The organism is Enterobacter sp. EGD-HP1, assembly GCF_000733275.2.
Taxonomy (GTDB): Bacteria; Pseudomonadota; Gammaproteobacteria; order Enterobacterales; family Enterobacteriaceae; genus Enterobacter.
The window spans coordinates 39,447-63,415 of the sequence record NZ_AVOP01000035.1 but is presented as its reverse complement, the minus strand read 5'-3'; the positions used below and the strand labels follow the sequence as shown (position 1 = coordinate 63,415).

The following is a 23,969-nucleotide window of genomic DNA, read 5'->3' as shown; positions in this document are numbered from 1 at the left end:
CGGCATGGCCTCATTAAAAATAAAATATGCTGCCATGATAGTCAGCAGCCTAATTGCGGGAGGGCTGATATCGGTGACGGCATGGCAGGCGATTCATTCATCTGAAAAAACGGAAAATAGCGCCCCGGAAAGAAAGGTGCTTTTCTGGTATGACCCGATGAAGCCAGACGTTAAATTCGATAAGCCCGGTAAATCGCCGTTTATGGATATGGATCTGGTAGCGAAATATGCGGATGAAAACGACAATAAACGCAGTGCCGGTATCCGTATTGACCCGACGCAGGTCCAGAACCTGGGATTAAAAACGCAAAAGGTGACGCGCGGAACGCTGAATTATGCCCAGACGATCCCGGCAAACGTCAGCTATAACGACTATCAGTTTGTGATTGTGCAGGCGCGCGCGGAAGGCTTCGTAGAGAAAGTGTACCCGCTGACAATCGGCGATAAGGTGAAGAAAGGCACGCCGCTGGTTGATATCACGATCCCGGACTGGGTCGAAGCGCAGAGCGAATTCCTGCTACTCTCCGGCACCGGCGGTACGCCCACGCAGATAAAAGGGGTCCTGGAGCGGCTGCGCCTGGCCGGTATGCCGGATGAGGATATCCAGCGGCTGCGTGCGACCCGCACTATCCAGACCCGGTTTACCATCAGGGCGCCAATCGACGGGGTGATCACCGCCTTTGACCTGCGTACCGGCATGAATATTTCCAAAGATAAGGTGGTGGCGCAAATTCAGGGGATGGATCCGGTTTGGATCGGCGCGGCAGTGCCTGAGTCCATTGCTTATCTGCTTAAAGACACCTCGCAGTTTGCCGTTTCGATACCGGCTTATCCGGATAAATCCTTCCCGGTTGAAAAATGGAGTCTTCTGCCGAGCGTGGATCAAACCACCCGCACGCTGCAGGTGCGCCTGCAGGTCGCTAACAGGGATGAGCTGCTGAAACCGGGCATGAATGCGTACCTGAAGCTGAATACCCAAAGTCAGGAAATGCTGCTGATCCCCTCCCAGGCCGTTATTGATACCGGCAAAGAACAGCGTGTGATTACCGTCGATGCGGAAGGGAATTTTGTGCCGAAAAGGATCCATGTTCTGCATGAATCTCAGCAGCAGTCCGGCATTGGTAGCGGACTGGAAGAGGGGGAGTCGGTAGTGGTCAGCGGTCTGTTCCTGATTGACTCGGAGGCCAATATTACCGGCGCGCTGGAGCGCATGCGCCACGCTGAAGCTGCTGACGACGCGCATTCTGGCCATTAAGGAGACGATGATGATTGAATGGATTATCCGGCGGTCGGTCGCCAACCGTTTCCTGGTCATGATGGGGGCGCTGTTCCTCAGCGTCTGGGGGACATGGACCATTATCAACACCCCGGTCGATGCCTTGCCCGATCTCTCTGACGTTCAGGTGATTATCAAAACCAGCTATCCCGGCCAGGCCCCGCAGATTGTTGAAAACCAGGTGACCTATCCACTCACCACCACCATGCTGTCGGTTCCCGGCGCAAAGAGCGTGCGCGGTTTTTCGCAGTTTGGTGATTCGTACGTGTATGTCATTTTTGAAGACGGCACCGATTTATACTGGGCCCGTTCGCGCGTGCTGGAGTATCTGAACCAGGTTCAGGGCAAACTCCCTGCCGGTGTCAGTTCCGAAATCGGTCCTGATGCCACGGGCGTGGGCTGGATATTTGAGTATGCGCTGGTGGATCGCAGCGGAAAACACGATCTCGCCGAATTGCGCTCGTTGCAGGACTGGTTCCTGAAATTTGAGCTGAAAACGATCCCGAACGTGGCCGAAGTGGCCTCCGTCGGCGGCGTGGTGAAGCAGTACCAGATCCAGGTCAATCCGTTAAAACTGGCTCAGTACGGCATTAGTCTGCCCGAGGTAAAGCAGGCCCTTCAGTCGTCTAACCAGGAGGCAGGAGGATCGTCAGTTGAAATGGCGGAAGCGGAGTATATGGTCCGGGCCAGCGGCTATCTGCAGACAATGGATGATTTCAATAACATCGCCCTGAAAACCGGCGAGAACGGGATACCGATTTACCTGCGCGATGTTGCCCGCGTACAAACGGGGCCGGAAATGCGGCGCGGGATTGCCGAGCTGAACGGGCAGGGGGAAGTTGCAGGTGGCGTGGTGATCCTGCGTTCGGGCAAAAATGCGCGTGAAGTCATTACGGCGGTGAAAGAGAAACTGGAGACGCTGAAGGCCAGCCTGCCGGAAGGCGTTGAGATAGTGACTACCTACGATCGCAGCCAGCTCATCGATCGGGCAATCGACAACCTGAGTTCCAAGCTGCTCGAAGAGTTTATCGTGGTGGCCATCGTCTGCGCCCTGTTCCTGTGGCACGTTCGCTCTGCGCTGGTGGCGATTGTCTCTCTGCCGCTTGGCCTGTGTATTGCCTTTATCGTCATGCATTTCCAGGGGCTGAACGCCAATATCATGTCGCTGGGAGGCATTGCCATTGCCGTCGGCGCGATGGTGGATGCCGCCATCGTGATGATTGAAAACGCGCACAAACGGCTGGAAGAGTGGGATCGCCAGCATCCGGGAGAGCAGATTGACAACGCTACGCGCTGGAAAGCGATCACCAACGTCTCTGTCGAGGTGGGCCCCGCGCTGTTTATCAGCCTGTTAATCATTACTTTATCGTTTATCCCCATCTTTACCCTTGAGGGTCAGGAAGGGCGGCTGTTTGGTCCGCTGGCCTTCACGAAAACGTACGCCATGGCGGGCGCGGCCGCGCTGGCTATCATCGTTATCCCCATCCTGATGGGATTCTGGATCCGGGGTAAAATCCCTGCCGAGACCAGTAACCCGTTGAACAGGTTGCTGATTAAAGCCTACCACCCGCTTCTGATTAGGGTGCTCCACTGGCCAAAAACAACCCTGCTGGTTGCGGCCTTATCCATCTTCACGGTGATCTGGCCCCTGAGCCAGGTGGGCGGCGAGTTCCTGCCAAAGATCAACGAAGGCGATCTGCTGTATATGCCGTCAACATTGCCGGGCGTTTCTCCGGCAGAAGCGGCCGCACTGTTACAGACCACGGACAAACTCATCAAAACCGTGCCTGAGGTGGCCTCAGTTTTCGGCAAGACGGGTAAGGCCGAAACGGCTACGGATTCCGCGCCGCTCGAAATGGTGGAAACCACTATCCAGCTTAAACCGGAGGATCAGTGGCGGCCCGGCATGACGATTGACAAGATTATTGACGAGCTCGACAAGACCGTTCGTTTGCCCGGCCTGGCTAACCTATGGGTTCCGCCCATTCGTAACCGCATTGATATGCTCTCAACCGGGATCAAAAGCCCGATTGGTATCAAGGTGTCCGGTACCGTTTTGTCTGATATCGACGCCACGGCGCAAAGCATCGAGGCGGTTGCCAAAACGGTGCCAGGCGTGGTGTCGGCCCTGGCTGAACGTCTGGAGGGCGGGCGCTACATTGATGTCAACATCAACCGGGAGAAGGCCTCCCGCTACGGGATGACGGTGGGCGATGTGCAGCTCTTTGTCTCCTCGGCCATCGGCGGGGCGACGGTGGGAGAAACGGTGGAAGGCGTCGCCCGGTACCCGATCAATATTCGCTATCCTCATGACTACCGGAACAGCCCGAACGCGCTGAAGCAGATGCCGATCCTGACGCCGATGAAACAGCAGATCACGCTGGGCGATGTTGCGGATATCAACGTGGTTTCCGGCCCCACGATGCTGAAAACGGAGAATGCCCGGCCTGCGAGCTGGATTTATATCGATGCCCGCGGCAGGGATATGGTGTCGGTGGTGAACGACATTAAGACGGCCATTAGTCAGAACGTAAAGCTGAGACCGGGCACCAGCGTCTCATTCTCCGGGCAGTTTGAGCTGCTTGAGCACGCTAACAAGAAGCTGAAGCTGATGGTGCCGATGACGGTGATGATCATCTTCATTCTGCTGTATCTGGCGTTCCGACGCGTGGATGAAGCATTGCTGATCCTGATGAGTCTGCCGTTCGCCCTGGTCGGGGGAATATGGTTCCTGTACTGGCAGGGCTTCCATATGTCTGTGGCAACCGGCACCGGTTTTATCGCCCTGGCCGGGGTAGCGGCAGAATTTGGCGTGGTGATGCTGATGTATTTGCGTCATGCCATTGAAGCGCAACCTGCGTTATCCCATCGGGAAACGTTCACCGAACAGGGGCTTGATGACGCGCTTTATCATGGTGCCGTGCTGCGCGTGCGGCCAAAGGCGATGACCGTCGCGGTGATTATTGCCGGTCTGCTGCCCATTCTTTGGGGGACCGGTGCCGGGTCAGAAGTTATGAGCCGGATAGCGGCACCGATGATTGGCGGGATGATCACGGCTCCGCTGCTATCGCTGTTTATTATTCCAGCGGCGTATAAGTTAATTTGGTTGCGCAGGTATAAAACAAAGACAGCCATAGGTGAAGATGACAGGGGAGAAAATAGCTGATAAATTAGCTATTCAATAACCTATTCACAAAGCGATTCAATACCATGATAAATCGATCCGAAACGCTACGACAATTACTGAGGAAAGGCCCTGTATCTGTAAGGCAACTTACTGATATTATGGGGATTAGTCAGCCTACCGTTTCGCGATCGATTAAAGCGCTTGGCGATGAAGTTGTTCGCGTTGGGTCCGGTCCATCTATTCACTATGTTCTGCGCGATGCACATCGTGGATTCAGTTCGGCCCCCATCTACCGTATAACGGAAGAGGGGCAGGTTAAACCGCTGGGTAAACTCGTTCCGGTTTATCCAGACGGATTTGTTATGGAGCAAACGGACAATATATGTCTCCATAGCGATGGGTTGCCGTGGTGGCTGTTTGACATGCGGCCTCAGGGTTATCTTGGCCGCGCGTATGCCTCCCGATTTTCATCCGAACTTGGCCTGCCGGCAAATCCAGAGAACTGGAGCGACACTGATGTTATCAGGGCTCTGCTGGCGCATGGACATGATGCAGTGGGGAACCTGGTCATTGGCGAGCAGGCGCGGAATCATTTTGTAGAGATGCCGTTGCCTGTTGCAGTGGATCGGGCAACGGCATACCCCTCACTGGCACTGGCCGTTAGCGCCGGCGATGTACCGGGTTCCTCCGCAGGCGGTGAGCAGCCGAAATTCTGTACTTACACAGAACGTGGCCACGTCATTGTGAAATTCACGGCACCGGACGATAACCCTGTAAGTGAACGCTGGCGAGACCTGTTACTGGCGGAGCATCTGGCGTTAAAGGTCCTTGGCGTTGAGACAGAGGTGTTCGATTTTGGCGGACAGCGCTTCCTCGAAATCCCACGGTTCGACCGCACGGGACCGCTTGGTCGTAAGGGGCTTTTTTCTTTACGTGCACTTGAGGCGGAGTTTGTCGGTCGGGCAAGAGAAACCTGGCCGGTACTGGTGAACGAGCTGGCAAAGCAGGGCTGTGTTCATCAGGATGCGGTCGCCAGTACGGCAAGGCTTTGGGCGTTTGGGATGCTGATCGGTAATACCGACATGCATCATGGTAATCTGTCGTTTATCAGTTCCCATGGTCGGCCTTATGATCTTGCGCCAGCTTATGACATGCTGCCGATGGGATTTGCCCCTAAGTCAGGAGGCGCGCTGGTGAATACGCTTCGTCCGGCCACGCTTATTGACGGGATTGCGGGAGAGACGTGGCATGAAGCACTGGAACTGGCTGAGCGATTTTATGCACTGACCAGCGGCTGCAGCCGTTTTTCTGCCAATTTTGCGCCATGTCTTGCAGCATTGCGCAGCCATCTGGACGAGGCGAGATTAAAAGTGTCGCGTCTTGGATAATGAGCGCGGGATTTTTACGGGATGCATCCTCAGTGTGACAAGTGTGCATCCCGCGTTTTTCTGACCGGCGAAGGAAGAGGGAGCTTTTAATGGATAAAGGCGAGATGTCACGGAAGGTATTGGAGTTGGGGTTACGGCTATATTGCATTTAACATAATATACATTATGCGCACCAATATGAAGTAAGGCGAAATCTAAGGTTTTTGGACACACTGGGCCTGCATGCTGAAAGCTTTTGAAAACGTCTTCGCTGACCACCTCACCGTTTTGTCCTGTTGATATAACTCTCCAGATCCTCAGCCAGAAAATCAAATACCGTTTTGCAGGCCTGGCTGTTGCGTAAATCCTCATGCATCACCAGCCAGGTGTCGAGATGAAATGCAAAGTAATCAGGCATTATCCTTTGTAACGGCGGAGAAAAATCGGCGAGCTGCACCTGACACATACCGATACCTGCTCCGGCGCGTATGAGATTTAATTGTGCAATATCACTGTCGGTTCGCACGGTAAACAGATCGCGGTTTAGCTGTGGGTACTGTTTAAGCGCTTGTAAAATAAAGGGCGTCATCGTATCGAAACCCACAAGCGTATGGGTGAATAACGCATCAATACTTTCCGGTACACCCTGTCGTGACAGATACTCTGGCGCGGCATGCAGACCTATTTCTATCTTCCCCATCCGACGTGCAATCAGTTGCTCCTGCACCGGTGTGGTCATGCGTACTGCAATATCCGCTTCCCGGTTCAGTAAATCCTGAACGCGATTAGACAGAACCAGCTCAACGGTTATTTGCGGGTATTCTTCCTTTATTCGCGCGATCGCTGAAGGCAGAACCTCGGTACCGATGATTTCACTGGCGGCAACGCGCACCACGCCTCGTAATCCGGTTGCGCCGGAACCGAAGCTGGCAGCCGACCGCTCAATCATCATGGCCGTATTTTCCATCGCTTGCGCATGGCCTCTCAGCTCGACGGCTGCGTCCGTGGCCTGCAATCCTGTCTGCGAACGTGTAAATAGAACAAGGCCGAGGGCTGATTCCAGTGCTGCAATATGACGTCCGGCTGTTGGCTGGGTGATGGCAAGCACGCGCGCGGCTCCAGACAAGGACCCTTCTTTCATCACGGCCAAAAAGGTGCGATACCATTCCCACGGGATATTTAGCTTCATACAAAAATGCATACCTGCTAGCTTATATTATGCAATTACATTTATCACGTGCGCTCATTAAGATGTCAATCAGATATCCAATGAGGGTCAGACGATGAAAAGCACAAATAAGGTACTGATACTGGGCGCAACGGGCGGGATCGGTGGCGAAATTGCCCGTAAATTAATCCGTGACGAATGGGATGTTCGTGCACTGCGGCGTAGTGCTCCGCAAAATGACGAGCACAACACGTGTATTACATGGGGAAGCGGTGATGCGCAAAATGCCGAGCAGGTTGAGGCGGCGGCGTCGGAATGCAGCGTTATTGTCCATGCCGTTAACCCGCCGGGTTATCGAAACTGGGAGCAGCTGGTTATGCCCATGCTGCATAACACCATTAACGCAGCGGAGCGTAACGGTTCATTGATCGTTCTGCCGGGCACGATTTATAACTACGGACCGGACGCTTTTCCCCTCTTACGCGAGGGTTCCCCTCAGAATCCGATTACCCGAAAAGGAGCCATACGCGTGCAAATGGAGCAGGCGCTCGCCGCCTATGCACAGCGTGGCGGAAAAGTGCTGATTTTGCGGGCTGGCGACTTTTTTGGTCCCCATGCTGGCAACAACTGGTTTTCACAGGGATTAGTCAAACCGGGGCATCCACCGCTGATCGTGAAAAATCCCGGGAAAGCCGGCGCAGGCCATCAGTGGGCTTATCTGCCGGATGTCGCCGAAACGCTCGCAGCACTGCTGGCACGTCGGGATGAGCTCGAACCGTTTGCCAGTTTCCATATGCGCGGTCATTGGGATGCTGATGGGACAGCAATGACCGCAGCCATAAAGCACGTCGCGGCGCGTGCCGGTATTAAGGCAAAGGTGAAGCCATTTCCCTGGTGGCTTATCTCTGCGATGAGTCCCTTTAACGCTACGCTGCATGAAATGCGGGAGATGCGCTATCTTTGGGACCAGACAATAGAAATGGACAATTCAAAACTGGTTGCCTTTTTAGGCCATGAACCGCAGACCCCTCTTATTGAGGCCGTGCATTCCACATTAGCTGGCCTGCGCTGTATTTAACATAATCCTAACCTGCGCGTTTAGTAAGGGTTGAACGATGTCTGATATACTTCAGCTTTTGAAAAAGTATCCCCAGGCAAATGGAAATTGAATTAAATAAAAGTATTAAAGAGCGAATCTTTCATGCTGTCATTTTTGAAGTGATAGCTAACGTTATTATTGCGCTGTCGCTTGCCTGGCTGATGAACGTGTCGGTACTCCAGTCAGGCTCGCTGTCCGTGATATCCGCCCTCACCGCGACGGCCTGGAATTTTGTATTTAATAAACTCTTTGACGCGCTGCAGAAAAAATACCGTTTTCAGCGAACCTTTCTTATTCGTGCAATACATGCGGTGGGTTTTGAAACAGGACTGATCATCACCTTGATTCCCGTCGCGATGGTTATGCTGAATCTAACACTGGCTGAGGCATTTTTCGTTGAGATTGGTCTGGTGCTGTTTTTCCTGCCATACACAATGCTGTTTAACTGGCTATACGACTACCTGCGGTGGATATTTGTTGGACGGAAACGGGTTGCTATGTTTCGCCAGTTCAAACCCTGACGTTTTAAATATGCCATTTGTTCGTTTCGGCATCGGAAAAGACTGCATAAATTGATGCCTTTCACATTGACGCGTTCTTTATCATGTTCGCCCCACTCTCCTTCTATACTCGTTATTTCTCCATCTCGTAAAGGAAGGAACCATGTTCGATCATGTAAAATTCGGCGTTAGTGATTATGAAAAAAGTAAAACCTTCTTTCTCCATGCGCTTAAACCACTTGGCGTAGAACTCATCGATGAAGGCACGCCAGACTACGGTGTCGAAATGAGTTCAGGCGACGTTTCGCTCTGTCTTTTTCAGACAAATGATAAACCTGCTCCTCTGCATCTGGCGTTTGTAGCCAACACGCGCCAGCAGGTCAATGCGTTTTACCATGCCGCCCTGCGCGCCGGCGGACGTGATAACGGCGCACCGGGGTTACGCCCGTACAGTGAAAATTACTATGCCGCGTTTGTCATCTCGCCTGATGGCCATAATATCGAGGCGGTATGCCATGCGCCGGACAGTCAGTAGCTGAGGCCTTCTGTCAGAAACGGGTAAACGATTTGTCATGCATCTTTTTGCACGATAATGCACGAAATCATTTCATAACAGGGCCATAATCTCGTATGGTATCGGTAGTAAACGTGCAATTTCATGCAACAACACTGACAGAGGTACCTATGACACAACAGCTAATTTTAATTGCTGGACCCTATCGCAGCGGAACCGAGGGCGTTCAGGCACGTATTGATGAGAATCTGGCGCGTCTCGAAAGCGCAGCATTAGCCGTTTACCAGCGGGGTCACGTCCCGGTCATTGGCGAATGGCTGGCTTTACCGTTGGCAAAGGCCGCAGGTTCGAAAGCGGTTGATGATGAAATCAGTGAAGCGATGCTGTACCCCGTTGCTCACCGGCTCATCGCTAAATGTGATGCGATTTATCGTATTCCCGGTGCGTCTAAAGGTGCCGATATGGACATTGAAGTCGCCCACAAATATGGCCTGAGGGTTTATACCGCGCTTGAGAGTATTCCTGAGGCTTAAGGCAGATCGCCAGCCAGCCTGTGGTCACAGGCTGGCTATCAGAGAGCCTCACTCTGAGGTCAACACGATGGATACCCCCTTTTCCGATATCGCGCGGATCCACGCCTTATCGGTATTGTCTTCCACGACGATGGTGTTCACCGATGACACATCGCCAATCACAAACGAAGACGCTGTGTTGATCTTTTCCGGAGAAGCCAGGACCACCGTCTCCGCGGCTCTGCCGGAAAATGCACGTTTGATGCACGCCTCTTCGAAATCTCCGGTGGTTAGCCCCGCGTCGGGGTGAATACCGGTCACGCCCATAAAGAACAGATCTGCATGAATATTTTCGATACCTTCGATGGCCGCAGCGCCGACCGCAACGATAGAGTGCTTATATAAGCGACCGCCGATCAGAATCACCTCAATAGACGGATGATCGACTAGCCCCAGGGCAATGCTCGGGCTGTGCGTAACCACTGTGATGCGCAAGTCCGCCGGTAAAAACGTAATCAGCGCCGAGGTCGTCGTGCCACCGTCGACAATCACCACCTGGCCCGATGAAATCAGCTGTGCGCCTTTGCGGGCAACCCGTTTTTTCGCATCCATTTTCACGGATTGCCGTTCAGCAAAGGGAGCAATCGCGGATGATGCCGGAAGCGCGCCGCCGTGAACGCGCTGCAAGCGCCCTTCTGCCGCCAGCTCGCGTAAATCACGCCTGATGGTGTCTTCAGAGACGTCAAAGAACATGCTGAGCGCTTTTGACTGGACCTGACCTTCGGCGCCGAGCTTTTCGAGGATCAATTGTTTTCGCTGACTGGTGAGCATCATGAATTCCTGATGTTGCATACTTTATCTTGAAAGTGCACGAAAATGCTGTTTATGATAATTACTCTACGTAAGGAGGAATAAACGTGCAATCAAAACGTGCAGATGTACGCATCATTAACAGTGAAACGCTCTCAGATAACTGGTACGTCCTTAAAAAATACACCTTCGACCTGCAGCGACGTGATAGCGAGTGGCAACGACAGCATCGGGAAGTCTACGACCGTGGGAACGGCGCGACGATTCTTCTCTACAACCGTGATAAAAAGACGGTGATCCTGACGCGCCAGTTCCGCTTCCCCGTCTTTATCAACGGCCATGAGGGCGATTTAATCGAAGCCGCTGCGGGATTGTTGGACAATATGGATCCCGAAAGCCGCATAAAAGCAGAGGCGGAAGAAGAGACCGGATTCCACGTTTCACGCGTGCAGAAAATCTTTGAAGCCTATATGAGCCCGGGCTCCGTCACGGAAAAGCTCTATTTTTATCTTGCCGAGTACCAGCCGAAAGACAGAACCGGCGCAGGCGGCGGGATCAAGGCGGAAGGAGAAGATATCGACGTGCTGGAAATGACGCTTGAAGAGGCATTATGCGGCATTGAAACGGGCAAGATTGTCGACGGGAAGACCATCATGATGCTTTATCATGTTGCGCTGAAAGGCATTCTCTAGCCTGCCACTCCTGGAACACCTGCCGCCGTGCAGGTGTCTGGCTGTGCTATTCTTGCAGAAGCCTGCAAAACGGAGAACCGAAGATGGCCGACTGGAACCCTTCTCTTTACCTGCAATACGGCGCGGAAAGAACGCGTCCTGCCGCTGAACTGCTCGCCAGAATTCCGCTGGATGAGGTCTCCACCATCGCTGATTTAGGCTGTGGGCCAGGAAACAGCACCGCGTTGTTGAAGCATCGCTGGCCATCGGCACACATCAGCGGGGTGGATAACTCACCTGCAATGCTCGAGGAAGCACGCAGCGCGTTACCCGACTGCCGTTTTGTTGAGGCTGATATTCGCAAGTACAAGCCTGGCCAGCCGCTGAGCCTGATTTACGCTAACGCATCGCTACAGTGGGTCCCGGACCATTACGATCTCCTGCCGCACCTTGTTTCCCTGCTCACGCTTAACGGCGTATTAGCGATCCAGATGCCTGACAACTGGCTTGAACCCACTCACGTGGCGATGCGTGAAGTAGCGCTGGAGCAGGACTACCCCGATCGCGGCCGCGAACCTCTGCCGGGCGTGCATGCCTATTACGACATCTTGTCGGAGGCCGGCTGTGACGTGGATATCTGGCGGACAACCTATTTCCATAAAATGAGTTCCCACCAGGCCATTATTGACTGGGTAAGCGCCACCGGTTTGCGCCCTTGGCTCCAGGAACTGAATGAGAGCGAGCAGAAACGGTTCCTGAAACGCTACCATGAACTGCTGGAAGAGCAGTATCCGCTCCAGGAAAACGGGCAGATACTGCTGGCTTTCCCGCGGCTGTTTATGGTGGCAAAACGTCAGCCCTGAACGGGTTACGACCGGGCTTCTTTCAGCAATTGCTGGATGACCTTTTCCTGCTGCGCATAATCGCCTTCGCCAAAGGCGGTATAGCGCAACTGGCCTTTGGCATCGAAGTAGTAATGCGCTGGCCAGTACTGGTTCCCGAAGGCGTTCCAGATTTGATAGTTATTATCCGTCACCACCCGGTACGGCAGCTGCCATTTATTTACCGCATTTTTCACCGAGGCGAGCGGCTTTTCCCAGGGATATTCCGGCGTGTGAACCCCTATCACGACCAGACCCTGCGACTGATACTTTGTGGCCCAGTCGCGCACATGGGGAAGCGTATGCTGGCAGTTGATGCAATCCCACGTCCAGAAATCAATCAACACCACCTTCCCTCGCAATGATTCAGACGTGACAGGGTCACCGTTAATCCACCCTGTCCCGCCGCTTAACGAAGGCAGCTGGCTGCTGGGCTCTGCCATCACGACCGGCTGGAGCTTCACCTGCGCGGCTGTGGGTTTCGCCAGCGTCAGGAGCGTTGTCTCCAGACGGTCCGCAACGCCGTTTGCCCCTTTAAGAAGCGAAGTCAGCCCTGTCGCGTTAAATACGACCGCCGCCAGCATCGTCACGCCTGCCCCCTGCCGCAGCTTTTCCATCAGCGCCGATTTTGCTCTTAGCGGCGCCATCAGCGTGCGGCCTCCTGAAACGAGCAGGCTCAACATCAGCGCGCATCCGCTGCCATAGGCCGCCAGCAGCGCGCCCGTCGCAATGGCCGAGTGGCCGGCGATATTAATGCTGAAAATGGCGCCCAGTATGGGCCCGGCGCAGGGGGACCAGAGCAGCCCGACCGCCAGCCCGGCCAGAAAAGCCGATGCCATACCGCGCGTTTTCCCGCTTCGGGCGTTAAGGACGTTTCCCGCGCTGACGGCAGGACCCGCAATACGCTGGGCGAACGACGGAAAAATTAAGGCCAGCGCGGCCGCGGCCAGAATAACGAGGGCGATCCAGCGCCCGACGATGGTTGCCTCTGCTATCCACTCGCTGGCGACGGTGACGATCATCGCGACCAGGGTGAACATCACGATCATCCCCGCGAGCATAGCCAGAATATGGCGTCGCTGTCCCTGAAAACCGGCGAACAGGAGCGGGATAACCGGGAGCGTACATGGGCTGAGCAGGCTTATCATCCCGCCAAGAAAAGCGATTACCAGGAACATAGACACCTCACAATACAAGTCCTGCGACGCTGCAGTGAGGCTATTTCATCGTGCGGATGTGTTCAGGATATGTGTAAAAACGCGGGTTTTGTCTGGCTTTGTATCGCCCTGGCCGGGAGATACAAAGCCGTACAATTATTACCTAACGGCGCGGTAGCGTAATGGAGACATCCAGCCCGCCTTCGGTCCGGTTCGTCAGGTTGAGCTTGCCTTCCAGCTGAGCGGTGAGCTGCGCGGCAATCGCCAGTCCGAGTCCTGTGCCGCCGGTATCGCGGTTGCGCGATGTTTCAACCCGATAAAACGGCTGTAATACCGCCTCAAGCTCGGCTTCGGGGATCCCCGGTCCGTCGTCTACAATGTGAATAACTACCTTAAGGTCAGACGAATCATCTATGGCAATCGCGGCACGTTCGCCGAACTTGAGGGCGTTATCCAGCAGGTTGGTCATCACCCGACGAAGCGCCTGCGGGCGCGTGACGATCGGTAAACGGGCTTCGCCTGCCTGAAACTGCACGTTTTTACCGATGTCCTGATAATCACTGGCGATGCTGTCGACCCATGCGTTCAGCTCCAGCTTCAGCGAGGTCTCTTCCAGGGATTCTGATGACCGGGCATACGCAATACCCTCCCGCACCAGACGCGACATGTTATCAAGGTCGTTTAAGAGCTTGTCCCGCAGTTCAGGCTGATCCGCCATTTCAACACGAAGCTTCATGCGGGTAATAGGCGTCTGGAGATCGTGAGAAATAGAGGCCAGGATCTGCGCGCGCTCCCTGAGATAGGACTGAATGCGCGCCTGCATGGCGTTGAAGGCATGGGCTGCGCGCTGCACCTCCAGCGGCCCTTTCTCCGTCATCGGCGTGCTGGCCGCCGGATCCAGTGAATCCACCGCGCGGGTAAATTGTGAGAAAGGCCGTATGACCTGCCGCACGGCGATCCAGGAGCAGGCCGCCAGGAGCAGCAGCTGCAGGATGAGCACAACGGGCAGCCAGCTGGCGACCGGCGGCATGCGCGGGATGAGGTCAATGGTCAGCGGCGAGCCATCGCGTAACGTAAGATGCGCCTGGATGTGCGAAATGGTGCCGGGAACGGCGGTGAAGCTGAGCGGATACTCTGCCGCAAGCGTCGCTTTTAAGGTACGGATGGCATCCTGCGAGCGCTTATCCGTTGGCGCTGCGCCGGGCTCCCCTGTGCCCAGAATATAGCGATAGTTACCCCGTTCGAGGCGCGGAAGCCAGGCCGCCCGCTCGCTGGCCGGTAACCGGTCTAAAATGGCGACGCTGGTTGCGACGTCGTTTTCCAGATTACCGAGCATCACCGTGCGGGCGCTGTGCATTCGCTCAATCATGACTAGCGTCAGGCTCAGGGCGTTAGCCAGCAGCAGGCCTGGCAGCACGACGATCAGCAAACGGGCCAGCAGCGAGCGTGGCCATGGACTCATTCGTTAACCTCTTTGATGGTTACGGTCATGGTAAAGACGTAGCCTTCGCTGCGCACGGTTTTGATATAGGCGGGGGTACGGGCATCTTCGTTCAGGCGCTGACGAACCCTGCTAACCAGCAGGTCGATAGAACGCTCAAACAGCTCGGCGTCGCGCCCCTGCGTCAGGTTGAGCAGCTGATCGCGGGTCAACACCCGCTGAGGATGGTCAAGGAAAACGCGCAGCAGGCGATACTCCGCCCCGCTGAGCGCCACGATCACCCCTTCCGGATCGATTAAGTGGCGGGCGACGGTATCGAGCTGCCATTCGCCGAACATCACCAGCCGCCCTGCTTCCGTCACCTGCAGATTGGGCGGCATCGTGCGAAAACGCCGTAAAATCGCTTTGATACGCGCCAGCAGTTCGCGGGCGACAAACGGCTTCACCACGTAGTCATCCGCGCCCATCTCCAGGCCCAGGATCCTGTCCGTCTCCTCATTGCGGGCCGTCAGCATCAGGATGGGCAGATCTTTATATTTACCGACGCGTAGCTCTCGACACAGCGTAAGGCCGTCGTCGCCGGGCATCATGACGTCCAGCACCACCAGGTCGATATGCTGTTTATCCAGCACGACGCGCATCTCTTTGCCGTTGGCCGCGCCCGTGGCGCGATAGCCCGACTTAACGAGATAATCGACAATCAGTTCACGAATATCCCTGTCGTCATCGACGACAAGGATATGATCAATATGCTCCACCGAAATCTCCAGATCGAAGGGTAACGTACTGAAAATAGCACATTTCAGAGCTTGTCAGCGTCGACGACGGCCTTGACGAAATCCTGCGGATCTTCCTGAGGCGGGTTATGCCCCACGGTTGCCCCAAAGGTGCGATGCTCATATTTACCGGTAAATTTACCCGCATAGGCCTGCGGAGCCGGATGCGGCGCACCGTTGTTTCCGCCTTCGATGGTGATCGTTGGAACGGTGATGTTCGGCAGCGTGGCCAGTTTTTGCTCGTAGCTGTCGTACTTGCGCTCGCCTTTTTCCAGCCCTAAACGCCAGCGGTAGTTGCTGAGCGTCACGGCGACGTGATCCGGGTTATCGAGCGATTTGGCGCTGGCGTTAAAGACAGCATCGCTAAATTTCCAGTCAGGCGAGGCCTGAGACCAGATTAAACGGGCGAAGTCATGCGTATTTTTGGCATAGCCCTCAGCACCGCGCGCGGTGGCGAAATAGAACTGATACCACCACTGCTGCTCCGCTTTTGGCGGCAGCGGCTGTTTGCCAATCTGCTGGCTGCTGATCAGATACCCACTCACCGACACCAGTGATTTAACGCGCTCTGGCCACAGCGCCGCAACGATATCCGCCGTACGGGCACCCCAGTCATATCCTGCAAATACCGCCTGCTTAATATTCAGGGCGTCCATCAGGTTCACAATGTCTTTCGCCATGGCTGAAGGCTGGCCGTTGCGCGGCGTTTTGGCTGACAGGAAGCGCGTAGTGCCGTAGCCGCGCAGAGAAGGCACAATCACTCGATAGCCTTTTGCCGCCAGTGCGGGCGCGACCTCGGCATAGCTGTGAATATCGTACGGCCAGCCGTGCAGTAAAATAACCGGCTGGCCATTTTTCGGGCCGATGTCGACATAACCGATATTCAGATCGCCGGCGTTGATTTGCAGCGGATGATCAAAGGCTGTCGCGACATTTGTGCCGGTGACTTCAGCCTGACAGGCCATCACGGTGCCAAGAGAAACGGTCAGTGCGAGGGTTGAGTACGCGAGTTTGCTAAACATGTTGGTATCTCCGGTTGAGTACAATTCACGGGGATATAACAACACTGCAATGTATAGCGGATATGTGCGAAAGCGGGTTTATTGCAAGCCTGTGTATGTATCCGGGAGGCTGATACAGTGTGATACAAACACAGGCGTTATCGCTTTAAAGAGAGAGACGATAGCGGACGTAATCGTCAGCTTCGCCATATTTGTCATAGAGCTTACGCGCCGGGTTGTTCTCCCGGGTGACCCAATACAGTTTCGACCACCCTTCGCGCTTGCCTTCCTCAATCAGAGCATCAATAAGCGCCTTACCGGCGCCCGCCCCGCGTTCGTCGGCATCAACAAACAGATCTTCAAGGTAGCAGATAGGGGCCGTTGACCAGGTGCCTTCATGCAGAATGCACATCGCGAAACCAATGACCTTTTGATCCTTCTCTACTACCCGGCAGAACATCTGGGAATGCTGCGAGAGTGCCCTTTCCCATGTCGATGCGGTGACGGATTCCTCGAGGTAGCAATCATAAAAATGGGTATAGCCATCCCACAGCGGTCGCCATTGGGAATAATCGTCTTCACGTAGAGGTCTTACCGTGGCAGCCATGTGTTCCTCACATTACAAGTCGATCGCCATTTCAAAACAGCGTAAATCAGCCCCCGCCATACGCGAGTGATGATAGGTTTCGTTCAGCGTCACAAACCCCAGCTTCTGATAAAACGACTGGGCGTTAGGCGTTGCATCCAGCCTCAGGCGGGTTATCCCCCGACAGCGGGCCTCATTTTTGAGCGCCTCGATAATCCGGGTTGCCATGCCTTTTCCGGAGGCTGCAGGCAAGGTGAAAATCGCCTCCAGGCAATGGGTATCCAGATCGAGATAGCCGGTTGCCGCAATCTCGCCCTTTTCATCTTCCACCACGTAAAAAGGGTATTCAATGACCATTTGCCGATAGCGTTCGGGCATGAGATCGGGCGTCCAGCGCGCAATGACGTCGGCATCGTAGCTGGTTTTACAGCCGTGACGAATCGCCTGATTGCGAATATTCCAGAGTATTTCGGCTTCCTGTGGCTTAGCTTTTCGTAACGTCATAACCCCCCCTTTAACGGCTTTTTAGCCGCATTTCCCGTGCCAGTATGGCAAGACGCTGAGTACGACAATAGAGCGTAAACAGCACAAAGCCGCTGCTGTTCATCACCACCCGACAAAGTAACAGCGCGAAGGATGCGATGACCAGCGGCCAAAGACCTCCGTCATGCGAAAGCAGGATATGTAAAACCTGAACGAGGGTCGTTATCAGCAGAATGATGAACAACGCCCTAAACCCTAACAATCCCGACGTCTTCCCACGAGCCAGGAGTACGCTTATCACAATGAGCGCGCCTGTCATCGTCAATGCTGGTACGAAAAAGCTCAATGCATGATGTAAAGGTGACAAACCCTGCAGCGCGCTGAGAAAAGGCAGAAGGTTTAACGCAAACGCCACTAAAAAAAGAGGTAACAGCACTGCTATCGGATAAGGATTTTGACGCGGAAGCTCGCTGAGAGGACGCGAAAAATACCGTTCCAGTTCGGGCGTGGAATGATTCAAGAGACGGGTATCACGGTGAGCAATAGCCTCCTCTATCTCTTTGCCATGCTGCAGGAGATCCTGGAAAACCCGTCCGGTTAAAAAACTCAAAAACTTCATCAGAATACCGCCAGTGACTGAATGGTACCGATAACGTATTTACCAGTCCGTGGTAAATTACTGGGCGCTGCAATAACGCCACTCACAGCACTCCCGGCCAATGCTGCGGCACTTGTAACCACTTGCCCAAGTTGTCGAGTGAGTTCTACCTGAACAGGCCCGGTTGGAAATCGTTTCGGATAAAGACCAGCGCGTATAAGTGCCTTAATTTCCTTATTGCTTATACCGGGGTTTTGCGCGCGAATTATCAATTCGGTCAAACGAGCACGATCCTGACGAGGATAACTTTTTAACCACTCAGTGGCTTTCAAGGAAGATATAGATTTCATTGCACGCCAGGTAGTAACTGCTTCTTTTAGCGCCCCTCCTGCACTTGCTAACGAAATTACATCCAGCGAAGTTGAGGTGGCGACGTACCATTCTTGCGTATCGAGCCAGGCAACATTACCGCCACCGTTTTCAACCAAATCATAGATACGATAAAGGCCGTTAACGCATTGCAACCCGGTCGCAAGGGTGCCTGCGTAGCCAATCGCTACCAAAACACCACTTCCTCCTGCAGTAAGGGGGGTAGCCGCCGTGCCGGCAAGCATCACTCCTCCAGTGATGATCATCGCCCCACATGATAGTACCGTCGATGCAAGTTCAGTTCCCATAGATGTAGATGCCACAGCATCAGTCAAGGATTTACCTACACTAGAGGCGGATGGTTGTGAGTTCGCTTTAGTTACAATTACGTGAGTTACGATACCACTTTGACCATTAGGATGACGCTGACCAGAGCGAACCAGATAGCGTTGAGCACCATCAGAATAAATGATCCCGGCCTGAGCGAATTCGCGATTACAGTCCATTGCGGAACCCAGTGCTTTGAAATCGAAATCTGCAGCTCCAAAACCTGCTATGCGCGCATAATCATATCCGGGTAGATTTTTCTCAGGATTCATTCCAGGCAAAACCATACATTACTCCTTATGTGGGTGGGTAAGTTAACCCAACTAATCTGACGGTAATCGAGCGCTCTGCAGAGCAAAATTTTGGTAGTAAATACGTTACAACGCAACTAAATAGAATGTGGTAGAAGTGAAAATACCAGAACGCAAACAAAAGCATAACGCTTAAATATGGAGATCCGCAGATGACGATACCTACGCTCATGACAGAACGCCTGCTGCTAAAACCGCTGGTTGCCGAAGATGCGGTCCAGATACAAAAGCTTTATCCGCGCTGGGAGATTGTCCGCTATATGGTCTCTTCCGTGCCCTGGCCCTACCCGGATAACGGCGCGGAAAACTATGTCAACAACGTGGCGCTGCCGGATATGGCGAAAGGGATTGCCTGGTTCTGGAGCATTCGTCGCCGCGAGGTGCCGGACGCGCTGATGGGCATTATCTGTCTGTACGATGTGGAAGATAACAATCGTGGATTCTGGTTGGCCCCGGAGTTTCAGGGCCAGGGATATATGCGCGAGGCCAGCATTGCCGCGACGGATTACTGGTTCAATACGCTAAACAAACCCGTATTACGCGCCCCGAAAGCCGCCGCCAACAGCCGCTCCCGGCGTATTTCAGACAGTAGCGGCATGCGGCTTATAAGAACGGAACAGAAAGCGTACGTCAGCGGTATGCTGGATTCTGAGCTGTGGGAGATCACCCGGGACGAGTGGAACGCCCGTCAGGTCAGCTGATAATGCTTATCCGGCATCAGCCTTTCCGGAATGTTCTCTTCATCGTTCATCTGCAGCAGATCGCGTTCCATCATGTTGCAGATGGCGTCCAGCGGGAGATCGTTATTCTCGGTGCCGAACGGGTCTTCCAGCTCTTCCGCCAGGGTGTCCAGCGAGATAAAGGTGTATGAGATCAGCGCCGAGACAAAGGGCGTCATGTAGTGCAGATCCACAACCAGCGCGAACGGCAGCATGATGCAGAACAGATACACCGTGCGGTGCAAAATCAGCGTATAGGCAAACGGCACCGGCGTTGTCGCAATGCGTTCGCACCCGGAAAGGACGATGGACATATCGTTCAGACGGTTGTTCAGGCTGTGGAACAGGATGTCCGAGAGTTGCCCGTTACGCCGCCGCACGGCCAGCCACTCCCCCATGATCAGTAAAATACGGTTTGCCGGCGAGTTGGCGCTCATCACCTGACGTAAATCATCCGGAGCAAGATAGCGAGAGAGTTGCCCGGCGTTCAGATCCCGGCGCAGGGTCATGCGCAGGCAGTTGGCAAAAGCAATCTGCAGGCGGACAAACTCGCCCAGGTGCTTATCGTCGGGCAAGGTATTTTTTACCTCGCGGAACAGCGAGCGCGCCGCTATCATCAGCTGTCCCCAGAGCAGGCGAGCTTCAACGTAGCGTGAGTAACAGGCGTTGTTTCTGAAACCGAGAAAGATAGCGATCGCCACGCCGAGAATGCTAAACGGCGCCACGGTAAATTTGATGCCCAGCGAGGTATACCACGGCAGCATCAGGATAACGGCGATAGAAAGCAGGAAGTTGAGCAGCAGTCGAGTGTAGATTTTAGGAAGTACCGAACCGTGCCAGACGAAAATCAGTTGTAGCCAGTGCTGTTTAGGACGAACAATCATAGTGAGTTTCAGGAAGGAAAAGAGCGAGGCTATTAAACGTGATCTCCCTCACCGTTGCAAGCATGTTAACGGAACATTGAATTTTCTCACCTGCTTAGCAATAACCGCACGGTGCTGCATGTGCTTTTAAAAAAAAGAGCAAATAGTATGTTGTAACTAAATAGAAGTGTAATAAAACCCGGCCGGAGCCGGGTAACGTGATCAGCAAAGGGGTTTAACCGCTGCGCGCATTCCCTTCAGCAGTATGGCGTCAAGGTCCAGAGTGACCTGGTCGACAAGTCCGGAGACCTGCGTCAGATCCTGTTCCCAATGCTCGCTCACGCTCAGTACGGACTGCACCAGGTCACGGGTACTCAACTGCTGGTCGCGGTGCTTCGCCCAGAGCTGCTGATAACGTTCCAGCCAGAATGCATCATCCTGTACCGGGTAGATTTCCCCGTTACGCTCCCGGCGATAAAACGCTATCAGTGCAGCCAGCGCGAACGTCAGACGCGCCGGCAATTGTCCGCTTGCCTTCTGCCCTGCCAGAAGCTGCGGCAGGATGCGGGTGCGGTATTTGGTCATGCCGTTGAGCGCAATGGAAAGCAGCTGGTGTCGGATATAGGGATTACGAAAACGCCCTGTTACCGCACTGGCGAAAGATTCCAGCTCGTCACGCGGCAGATCGAGCACAGGAATAATTTCCTGATAAATCGCTTTTTCGACGAATGCGCAGATCTCGGCATCATTCATCGCCTCGCCCACCGTATCCAGCCCGGCCTGGAATGCCACCGGCACCAGCGCCGTGTGCGCGCCGTTCAGGATGGCGACTTTGCGCTCTTTGTAGGGCCTGATGTCGTCAACAATCAGCACATTTAACGGGTACTTATCCAGACGAAGTTCCCGAGCGAGGGATGCCGGCCCCTGGATAACGAACAGATAGAAATGTTCAGCCGTGTCGAGGAACCCATCGTGATAGCCCAGCTCGGCTTCCAGCGTGGCCGTTTCGTCGCGCGGGTATCCGGTCACGATACGGTCGACCAGCGTCGAGCAGAAGCTGTTGGCATCGTTTAGCCACTGGATAAAGGCGGCAGGCAGCGCCCACTCCCTGGCATAGCGCAGGACGAGTTCACGCAGCGCATCACCGTTGTAGTCAATCAGCTCGCACGGAATGATGATCCAGCCTTTATCCGCTGCACCGTTGAAGTGGCTGAAGCGCTCAAACAGCAGTCGCGTCAGCTTCGCCGGGTAGCTCACCGCAGGGGCATCGTCGAATCGGTCACCCGCGTGGTAGCTAATACCCGCTTCGGTAGTGTTCGAGAAAACAAAGCGCATATCCGGATTGTGGGCCAGTTTAAGAAACGCGTCATAGTCGTCGTAGACGCTGATTTCACGGTTAACCGAGCGGATAAGACGGCTCTCACTCACCGCTTCACCCAGCTCGTTCAGGCCGCGAATGACAGTGGTGTAGAGACCATCCTGCGTGCTCAGCGACGGCGGGAAGTCGCTCTGAATAGGACGGACGATAACCACGCCGGCGTTAAGATCGGTATGTTCATTTAACAGGTCAATTTGCCAGTCGACGAACGCACGCAGGAAGTTGCCTTCACCAAACTGAATGATGCGTTCTGGATATTGGGCACCGGGAAAATCACGACGATTGAGCGTGTTCACAAGGGGGTTCCTTTTATGATTAGTCATACAGCCTGATAAGATTGGTACGATAACTTATCAAAACTTAACGACCGGGAACCCTGTTTTGATCAATGGACGGCGTAGTTGTACAAAATAATCATAAGAACTTATAGAACACCGACGTGGCCGTCATGGCGCCGTCCGGCATCAGCGCATAGCGCGGGATCTCGCCAACCTTTTGCCATCCGGCGCGCTGGTAAAACGTCTCGGCCCCGCTGCCTGTGGAGGTATCGAGTACCATAACCGAAATGTCTCTGGCCCGGGCCTCCACTTCAAGCGCTTCCATCAATGCCATCGCGGCGCCTTTCCGGCGCGCTTTCTCGTGAACCAACAGCTTCGCCACATCCGCGCGGTGCGGCTGGTTTTCCGGCTGGTCTGTGATCAGCTGCACCGTTCCGATGACGCCGTCCTGCGGGTCGACGCAGGCCAGCACGAGGCGCTCGTTGCGCTCTACGCTTTCAGCAATACCGCGCCAGAAAGAACGGCCCTTCTCCAGGCTAAAGGGAAGCATAAAGCTGACGGATGCCCCGCCGTTCACACAGTTTTCGAGGATCCCGGCCAGCGCATCAAGGTGGGTGAGAATGTCGTCTCGGGAGAGATTTTTGATTTGCAGTGAGGTATTCATTGTTTTTCCTTACGTTGAATACCGTCACTGTGCATTTAACATCTTCTTAACGCAAACGGATCGAACATACGCTTTTGTTATGTCACCGGGAACGCTGGCGCTGCTGCTTCATGGCATACATCTTCTCATCGGCATCTTTTAACCACTGCTGCAGGTCGTTACCGTTATGATCGAATTCACTTAGCCCCCATGAGAAGTGGAGTGACCACGGGTGAAGCTTCCGGGCGTTATAGCTTTCTACCTGCTCGGCGAGATACTGCATGGCAATCCAGGCGCCCTGCTCGTCCGTATCCGCGAAGAGCACGGCGAATTCGTCCCCGCCAAAACGCACCAGCAGATCCGCTTCACGGAAAGAGGCACGCATCAGCTGCGCCATGGCTTTCAGCGCCTTATCCCCCTCTTCATGCCCGAAGCGATCGTTGATTTCCTTAAAGCGATCCAAATCCAGCCAGCCGAGCGTCAGCGGCTCGGCCCGACGCCGGGCAACGGAAAGCGTGAAGCGCACGAGTTGATTAAAGCCCCGACGGTTGAATAGTCCGGTTAATTCATCCGTGGTCGCCGCGCTGATGGCGGCAAATTCATCTTCCGCCAGCGCGCCAAGATCTCCCAGGACGGCGAGGTCGGCGGCAGAAAACTCCCGGGGAGCGTAATCAATCAGGCACAGCGAGCCAACGCTGGCGCCGTCGCGCAGGCGCAGCGGGAAGCCCGCGTAAAACCGCACGCGAGGTTCACCGGCCACCAGCGGGTTATCCGCAAAACGATCGTCCTGAAGCATATCCCCCACCACCAGCGGCGCTTCGGCGAGGATCGTATGCCCACAAAATGAGATGTTACGCGGAACGGTGCCGGGCGCCTGGCCGTCGGCCGACTTCACGATTAGCGAATGCTCATCAATGAGATTGACCATCGCCAGCGGCACCTGGAAGAAGCGTTTTGCCAGACGCGTTAGCCGGTCAAACGCCGGGGAACTGTCGATCTCAAGCAGGCCTGATTCACGCAGTGAGTTAAGACGTTCCGTTTCATTTTCAGGGGTTGCAGGTGCTTTCATAATGTCTCCTGACGTAAAGCGTTACTAAAAGCGTAGCTTAAACAG

General features: G+C 54.4%; 24 protein-coding genes. 10 read left to right on the top strand and 14 right to left on the bottom strand.

The window, feature by feature from the left end:
• The first annotated feature begins 4 nt into the window (after positions 1-4).
• Genes N037_RS20370 through yjjJ form a run of 3 tightly spaced genes read left to right on the top strand, consistent with a single transcriptional unit; the run spans position 5 to position 5,791 of the window.
• A complete protein-coding gene (locus N037_RS20370) occupies positions 5-1,255 on the top strand; it encodes an efflux RND transporter periplasmic adaptor subunit (protein ID WP_032643052.1) in 1,251 nt (416 codons plus the stop codon).
• A 10-nt stretch (positions 1,256-1,265) separates the two neighbouring features.
• Positions 1,266-4,442 (top strand): Cu(+)/Ag(+) efflux RND transporter permease subunit SilA, encoded by a 3,177-nt coding sequence (silA, locus tag N037_RS20365; RefSeq protein ID WP_032643050.1) that lies wholly within the window; start codon positions 1,266-1,268, stop codon positions 4,440-4,442.
• A gap of 44 nt (positions 4,443-4,486) precedes the next feature.
• A complete protein-coding gene (gene yjjJ, locus N037_RS20360) occupies positions 4,487-5,791 on the top strand; it encodes a type II toxin-antitoxin system HipA family toxin YjjJ (protein ID WP_032643048.1) in 1,305 nt (434 codons plus the stop codon).
• A gap of 259 nt (positions 5,792-6,050) precedes the next feature.
• On the opposite strand, the gene N037_RS20355 is transcribed toward yjjJ, so the two are convergent.
• Positions 6,051-6,959, bottom strand: a complete 909-nt coding sequence (locus tag N037_RS20355; protein WP_032643046.1) for a LysR family transcriptional regulator — start codon at positions 6,957-6,959, stop codon at positions 6,051-6,053.
• A gap of 94 nt (positions 6,960-7,053) precedes the next feature.
• Here N037_RS20355 and N037_RS20350 point away from each other — a divergent pair, with 94 nt between their 5' ends.
• From N037_RS20350 to N037_RS20335, 4 genes are all read left to right on the top strand, one after another.
• On the top strand, positions 7,054-8,016 hold the full coding sequence (locus N037_RS20350; protein WP_032643044.1) for an NAD-dependent epimerase/dehydratase family protein: 963 nt from the start codon (positions 7,054-7,056) through the stop codon (positions 8,014-8,016).
• A gap of 80 nt (positions 8,017-8,096) precedes the next feature.
• The gene (locus tag N037_RS20345) at positions 8,097-8,558 is read left to right on the top strand and encodes a PACE efflux transporter (protein WP_032643042.1); all 462 of its coding nucleotides are present in this window, start codon (positions 8,097-8,099) and stop codon (positions 8,556-8,558) included.
• Between the two features lie 142 nt (positions 8,559-8,700).
• Positions 8,701-9,072, top strand: coding sequence for a VOC family protein (locus tag N037_RS20340; protein ID WP_032643041.1), 372 nt, complete (start codon positions 8,701-8,703; stop codon positions 9,070-9,072).
• 149 nt (positions 9,073-9,221) lie between these two features.
• Positions 9,222-9,584: a DUF4406 domain-containing protein gene (locus N037_RS20335; RefSeq protein WP_032643039.1), complete on the top strand. Its 363-nt coding sequence runs from the start codon at positions 9,222-9,224 to the stop codon at positions 9,582-9,584.
• A gap of 48 nt (positions 9,585-9,632) precedes the next feature.
• On the opposite strand, the gene N037_RS20330 is transcribed toward N037_RS20335, so the two are convergent.
• A complete protein-coding gene (locus tag N037_RS20330; RefSeq protein WP_023335732.1) occupies positions 9,633-10,394 on the bottom strand; it encodes a DeoR/GlpR family DNA-binding transcription regulator in 762 nt (253 codons plus the stop codon).
• An 86-nt stretch (positions 10,395-10,480) separates the two neighbouring features.
• Between N037_RS20330 and N037_RS20325 the strand changes: the two genes are divergently transcribed.
• Together N037_RS20325 and tam are read left to right on the top strand one after the other, a co-directional pair.
• On the top strand, positions 10,481-11,065 hold the full coding sequence (locus tag N037_RS20325) for a GDP-mannose pyrophosphatase (protein WP_032643037.1): 585 nt from the start codon (positions 10,481-10,483) through the stop codon (positions 11,063-11,065).
• 83 nt (positions 11,066-11,148) lie between these two features.
• Entirely contained in the window at positions 11,149-11,907 is a 759-nt protein-coding gene (gene tam, locus N037_RS20320) for a trans-aconitate 2-methyltransferase (RefSeq protein ID WP_032643034.1), read from the top strand.
• Positions 11,908-11,912: 5 nt separating this feature from the next.
• Here tam and N037_RS20315 read toward each other — a convergent pair whose 3' ends face one another.
• The 8 genes from N037_RS20315 to N037_RS20280 form a co-directional block, all read right to left on the bottom strand.
• Complete coding sequence (locus tag N037_RS20315) at positions 11,913-13,103, bottom strand: cytochrome c biogenesis protein/redoxin (protein WP_032643032.1); 1,191 nt, start codon at positions 13,101-13,103, stop codon at positions 11,913-11,915.
• 142 nt (positions 13,104-13,245) lie between these two features.
• Entirely contained in the window at positions 13,246-14,544 is a 1,299-nt protein-coding gene (locus tag N037_RS20310; protein ID WP_032643030.1) for an ATP-binding protein, read from the bottom strand.
• Positions 14,541-15,281: a response regulator gene (locus N037_RS20305; protein ID WP_032643028.1), complete on the bottom strand. Its 741-nt coding sequence runs from the start codon at positions 15,279-15,281 to the stop codon at positions 14,541-14,543. The genes N037_RS20310 and N037_RS20305 overlap by 4 nt, the downstream gene beginning before the upstream one ends.
• 44 nt (positions 15,282-15,325) lie before the next feature.
• On the bottom strand, positions 15,326-16,321 hold the full coding sequence (locus N037_RS20300; RefSeq protein WP_032643026.1) for an alpha/beta fold hydrolase: 996 nt from the start codon (positions 16,319-16,321) through the stop codon (positions 15,326-15,328).
• 145 nt (positions 16,322-16,466) lie between these two features.
• Complete coding sequence (locus N037_RS20295) at positions 16,467-16,907, bottom strand: GNAT family N-acetyltransferase (protein WP_032643024.1); 441 nt, start codon at positions 16,905-16,907, stop codon at positions 16,467-16,469.
• A 12-nt stretch (positions 16,908-16,919) separates the two neighbouring features.
• Positions 16,920-17,390 (bottom strand): GNAT family N-acetyltransferase, encoded by a 471-nt coding sequence (locus N037_RS20290; RefSeq protein ID WP_032643022.1) that lies wholly within the window; start codon positions 17,388-17,390, stop codon positions 16,920-16,922.
• A gap of 10 nt (positions 17,391-17,400) precedes the next feature.
• The gene (locus tag N037_RS20285; RefSeq protein WP_032643019.1) at positions 17,401-17,988 is read right to left on the bottom strand and encodes a hypothetical protein; all 588 of its coding nucleotides are present in this window, start codon (positions 17,986-17,988) and stop codon (positions 17,401-17,403) included.
• Positions 17,988-18,950, bottom strand: a complete 963-nt coding sequence (locus N037_RS20280) for a hypothetical protein (protein ID WP_032643017.1) — start codon at positions 18,948-18,950, stop codon at positions 17,988-17,990. Before N037_RS20280 ends, N037_RS20285 begins: the two co-directional genes overlap by 1 nt.
• Before the next feature lie 176 nt (positions 18,951-19,126).
• Between N037_RS20280 and N037_RS20275 the strand changes: the two genes are divergently transcribed.
• Positions 19,127-19,675, top strand: coding sequence for a GNAT family N-acetyltransferase (locus N037_RS20275; protein ID WP_032643015.1), 549 nt, complete (start codon positions 19,127-19,129; stop codon positions 19,673-19,675).
• Here N037_RS20275 and N037_RS20270 read toward each other — a convergent pair.
• From N037_RS20270 to N037_RS20255, 4 genes are all read right to left on the bottom strand, one after another.
• Entirely contained in the window at positions 19,663-20,577 is a 915-nt protein-coding gene (locus N037_RS20270; RefSeq protein WP_023335722.1) for a bestrophin family protein, read from the bottom strand. The genes N037_RS20275 and N037_RS20270 overlap by 13 nt on opposite strands.
• Positions 20,578-20,778: 201 nt before the next feature.
• Positions 20,779-22,230, bottom strand: a complete 1,452-nt coding sequence (locus N037_RS20265; RefSeq protein WP_032643013.1) for a tagaturonate reductase — start codon at positions 22,228-22,230, stop codon at positions 20,779-20,781.
• A gap of 118 nt (positions 22,231-22,348) precedes the next feature.
• Entirely contained in the window at positions 22,349-22,876 is a 528-nt protein-coding gene (locus N037_RS20260; protein WP_032643011.1) for a GNAT family N-acetyltransferase, read from the bottom strand.
• 82 nt (positions 22,877-22,958) lie between these two features.
• A complete protein-coding gene (locus N037_RS20255; protein WP_023335719.1) occupies positions 22,959-23,924 on the bottom strand; it encodes a sensor domain-containing diguanylate cyclase in 966 nt (321 codons plus the stop codon).
• Positions 23,925-23,969 lie beyond the last annotated feature (45 nt).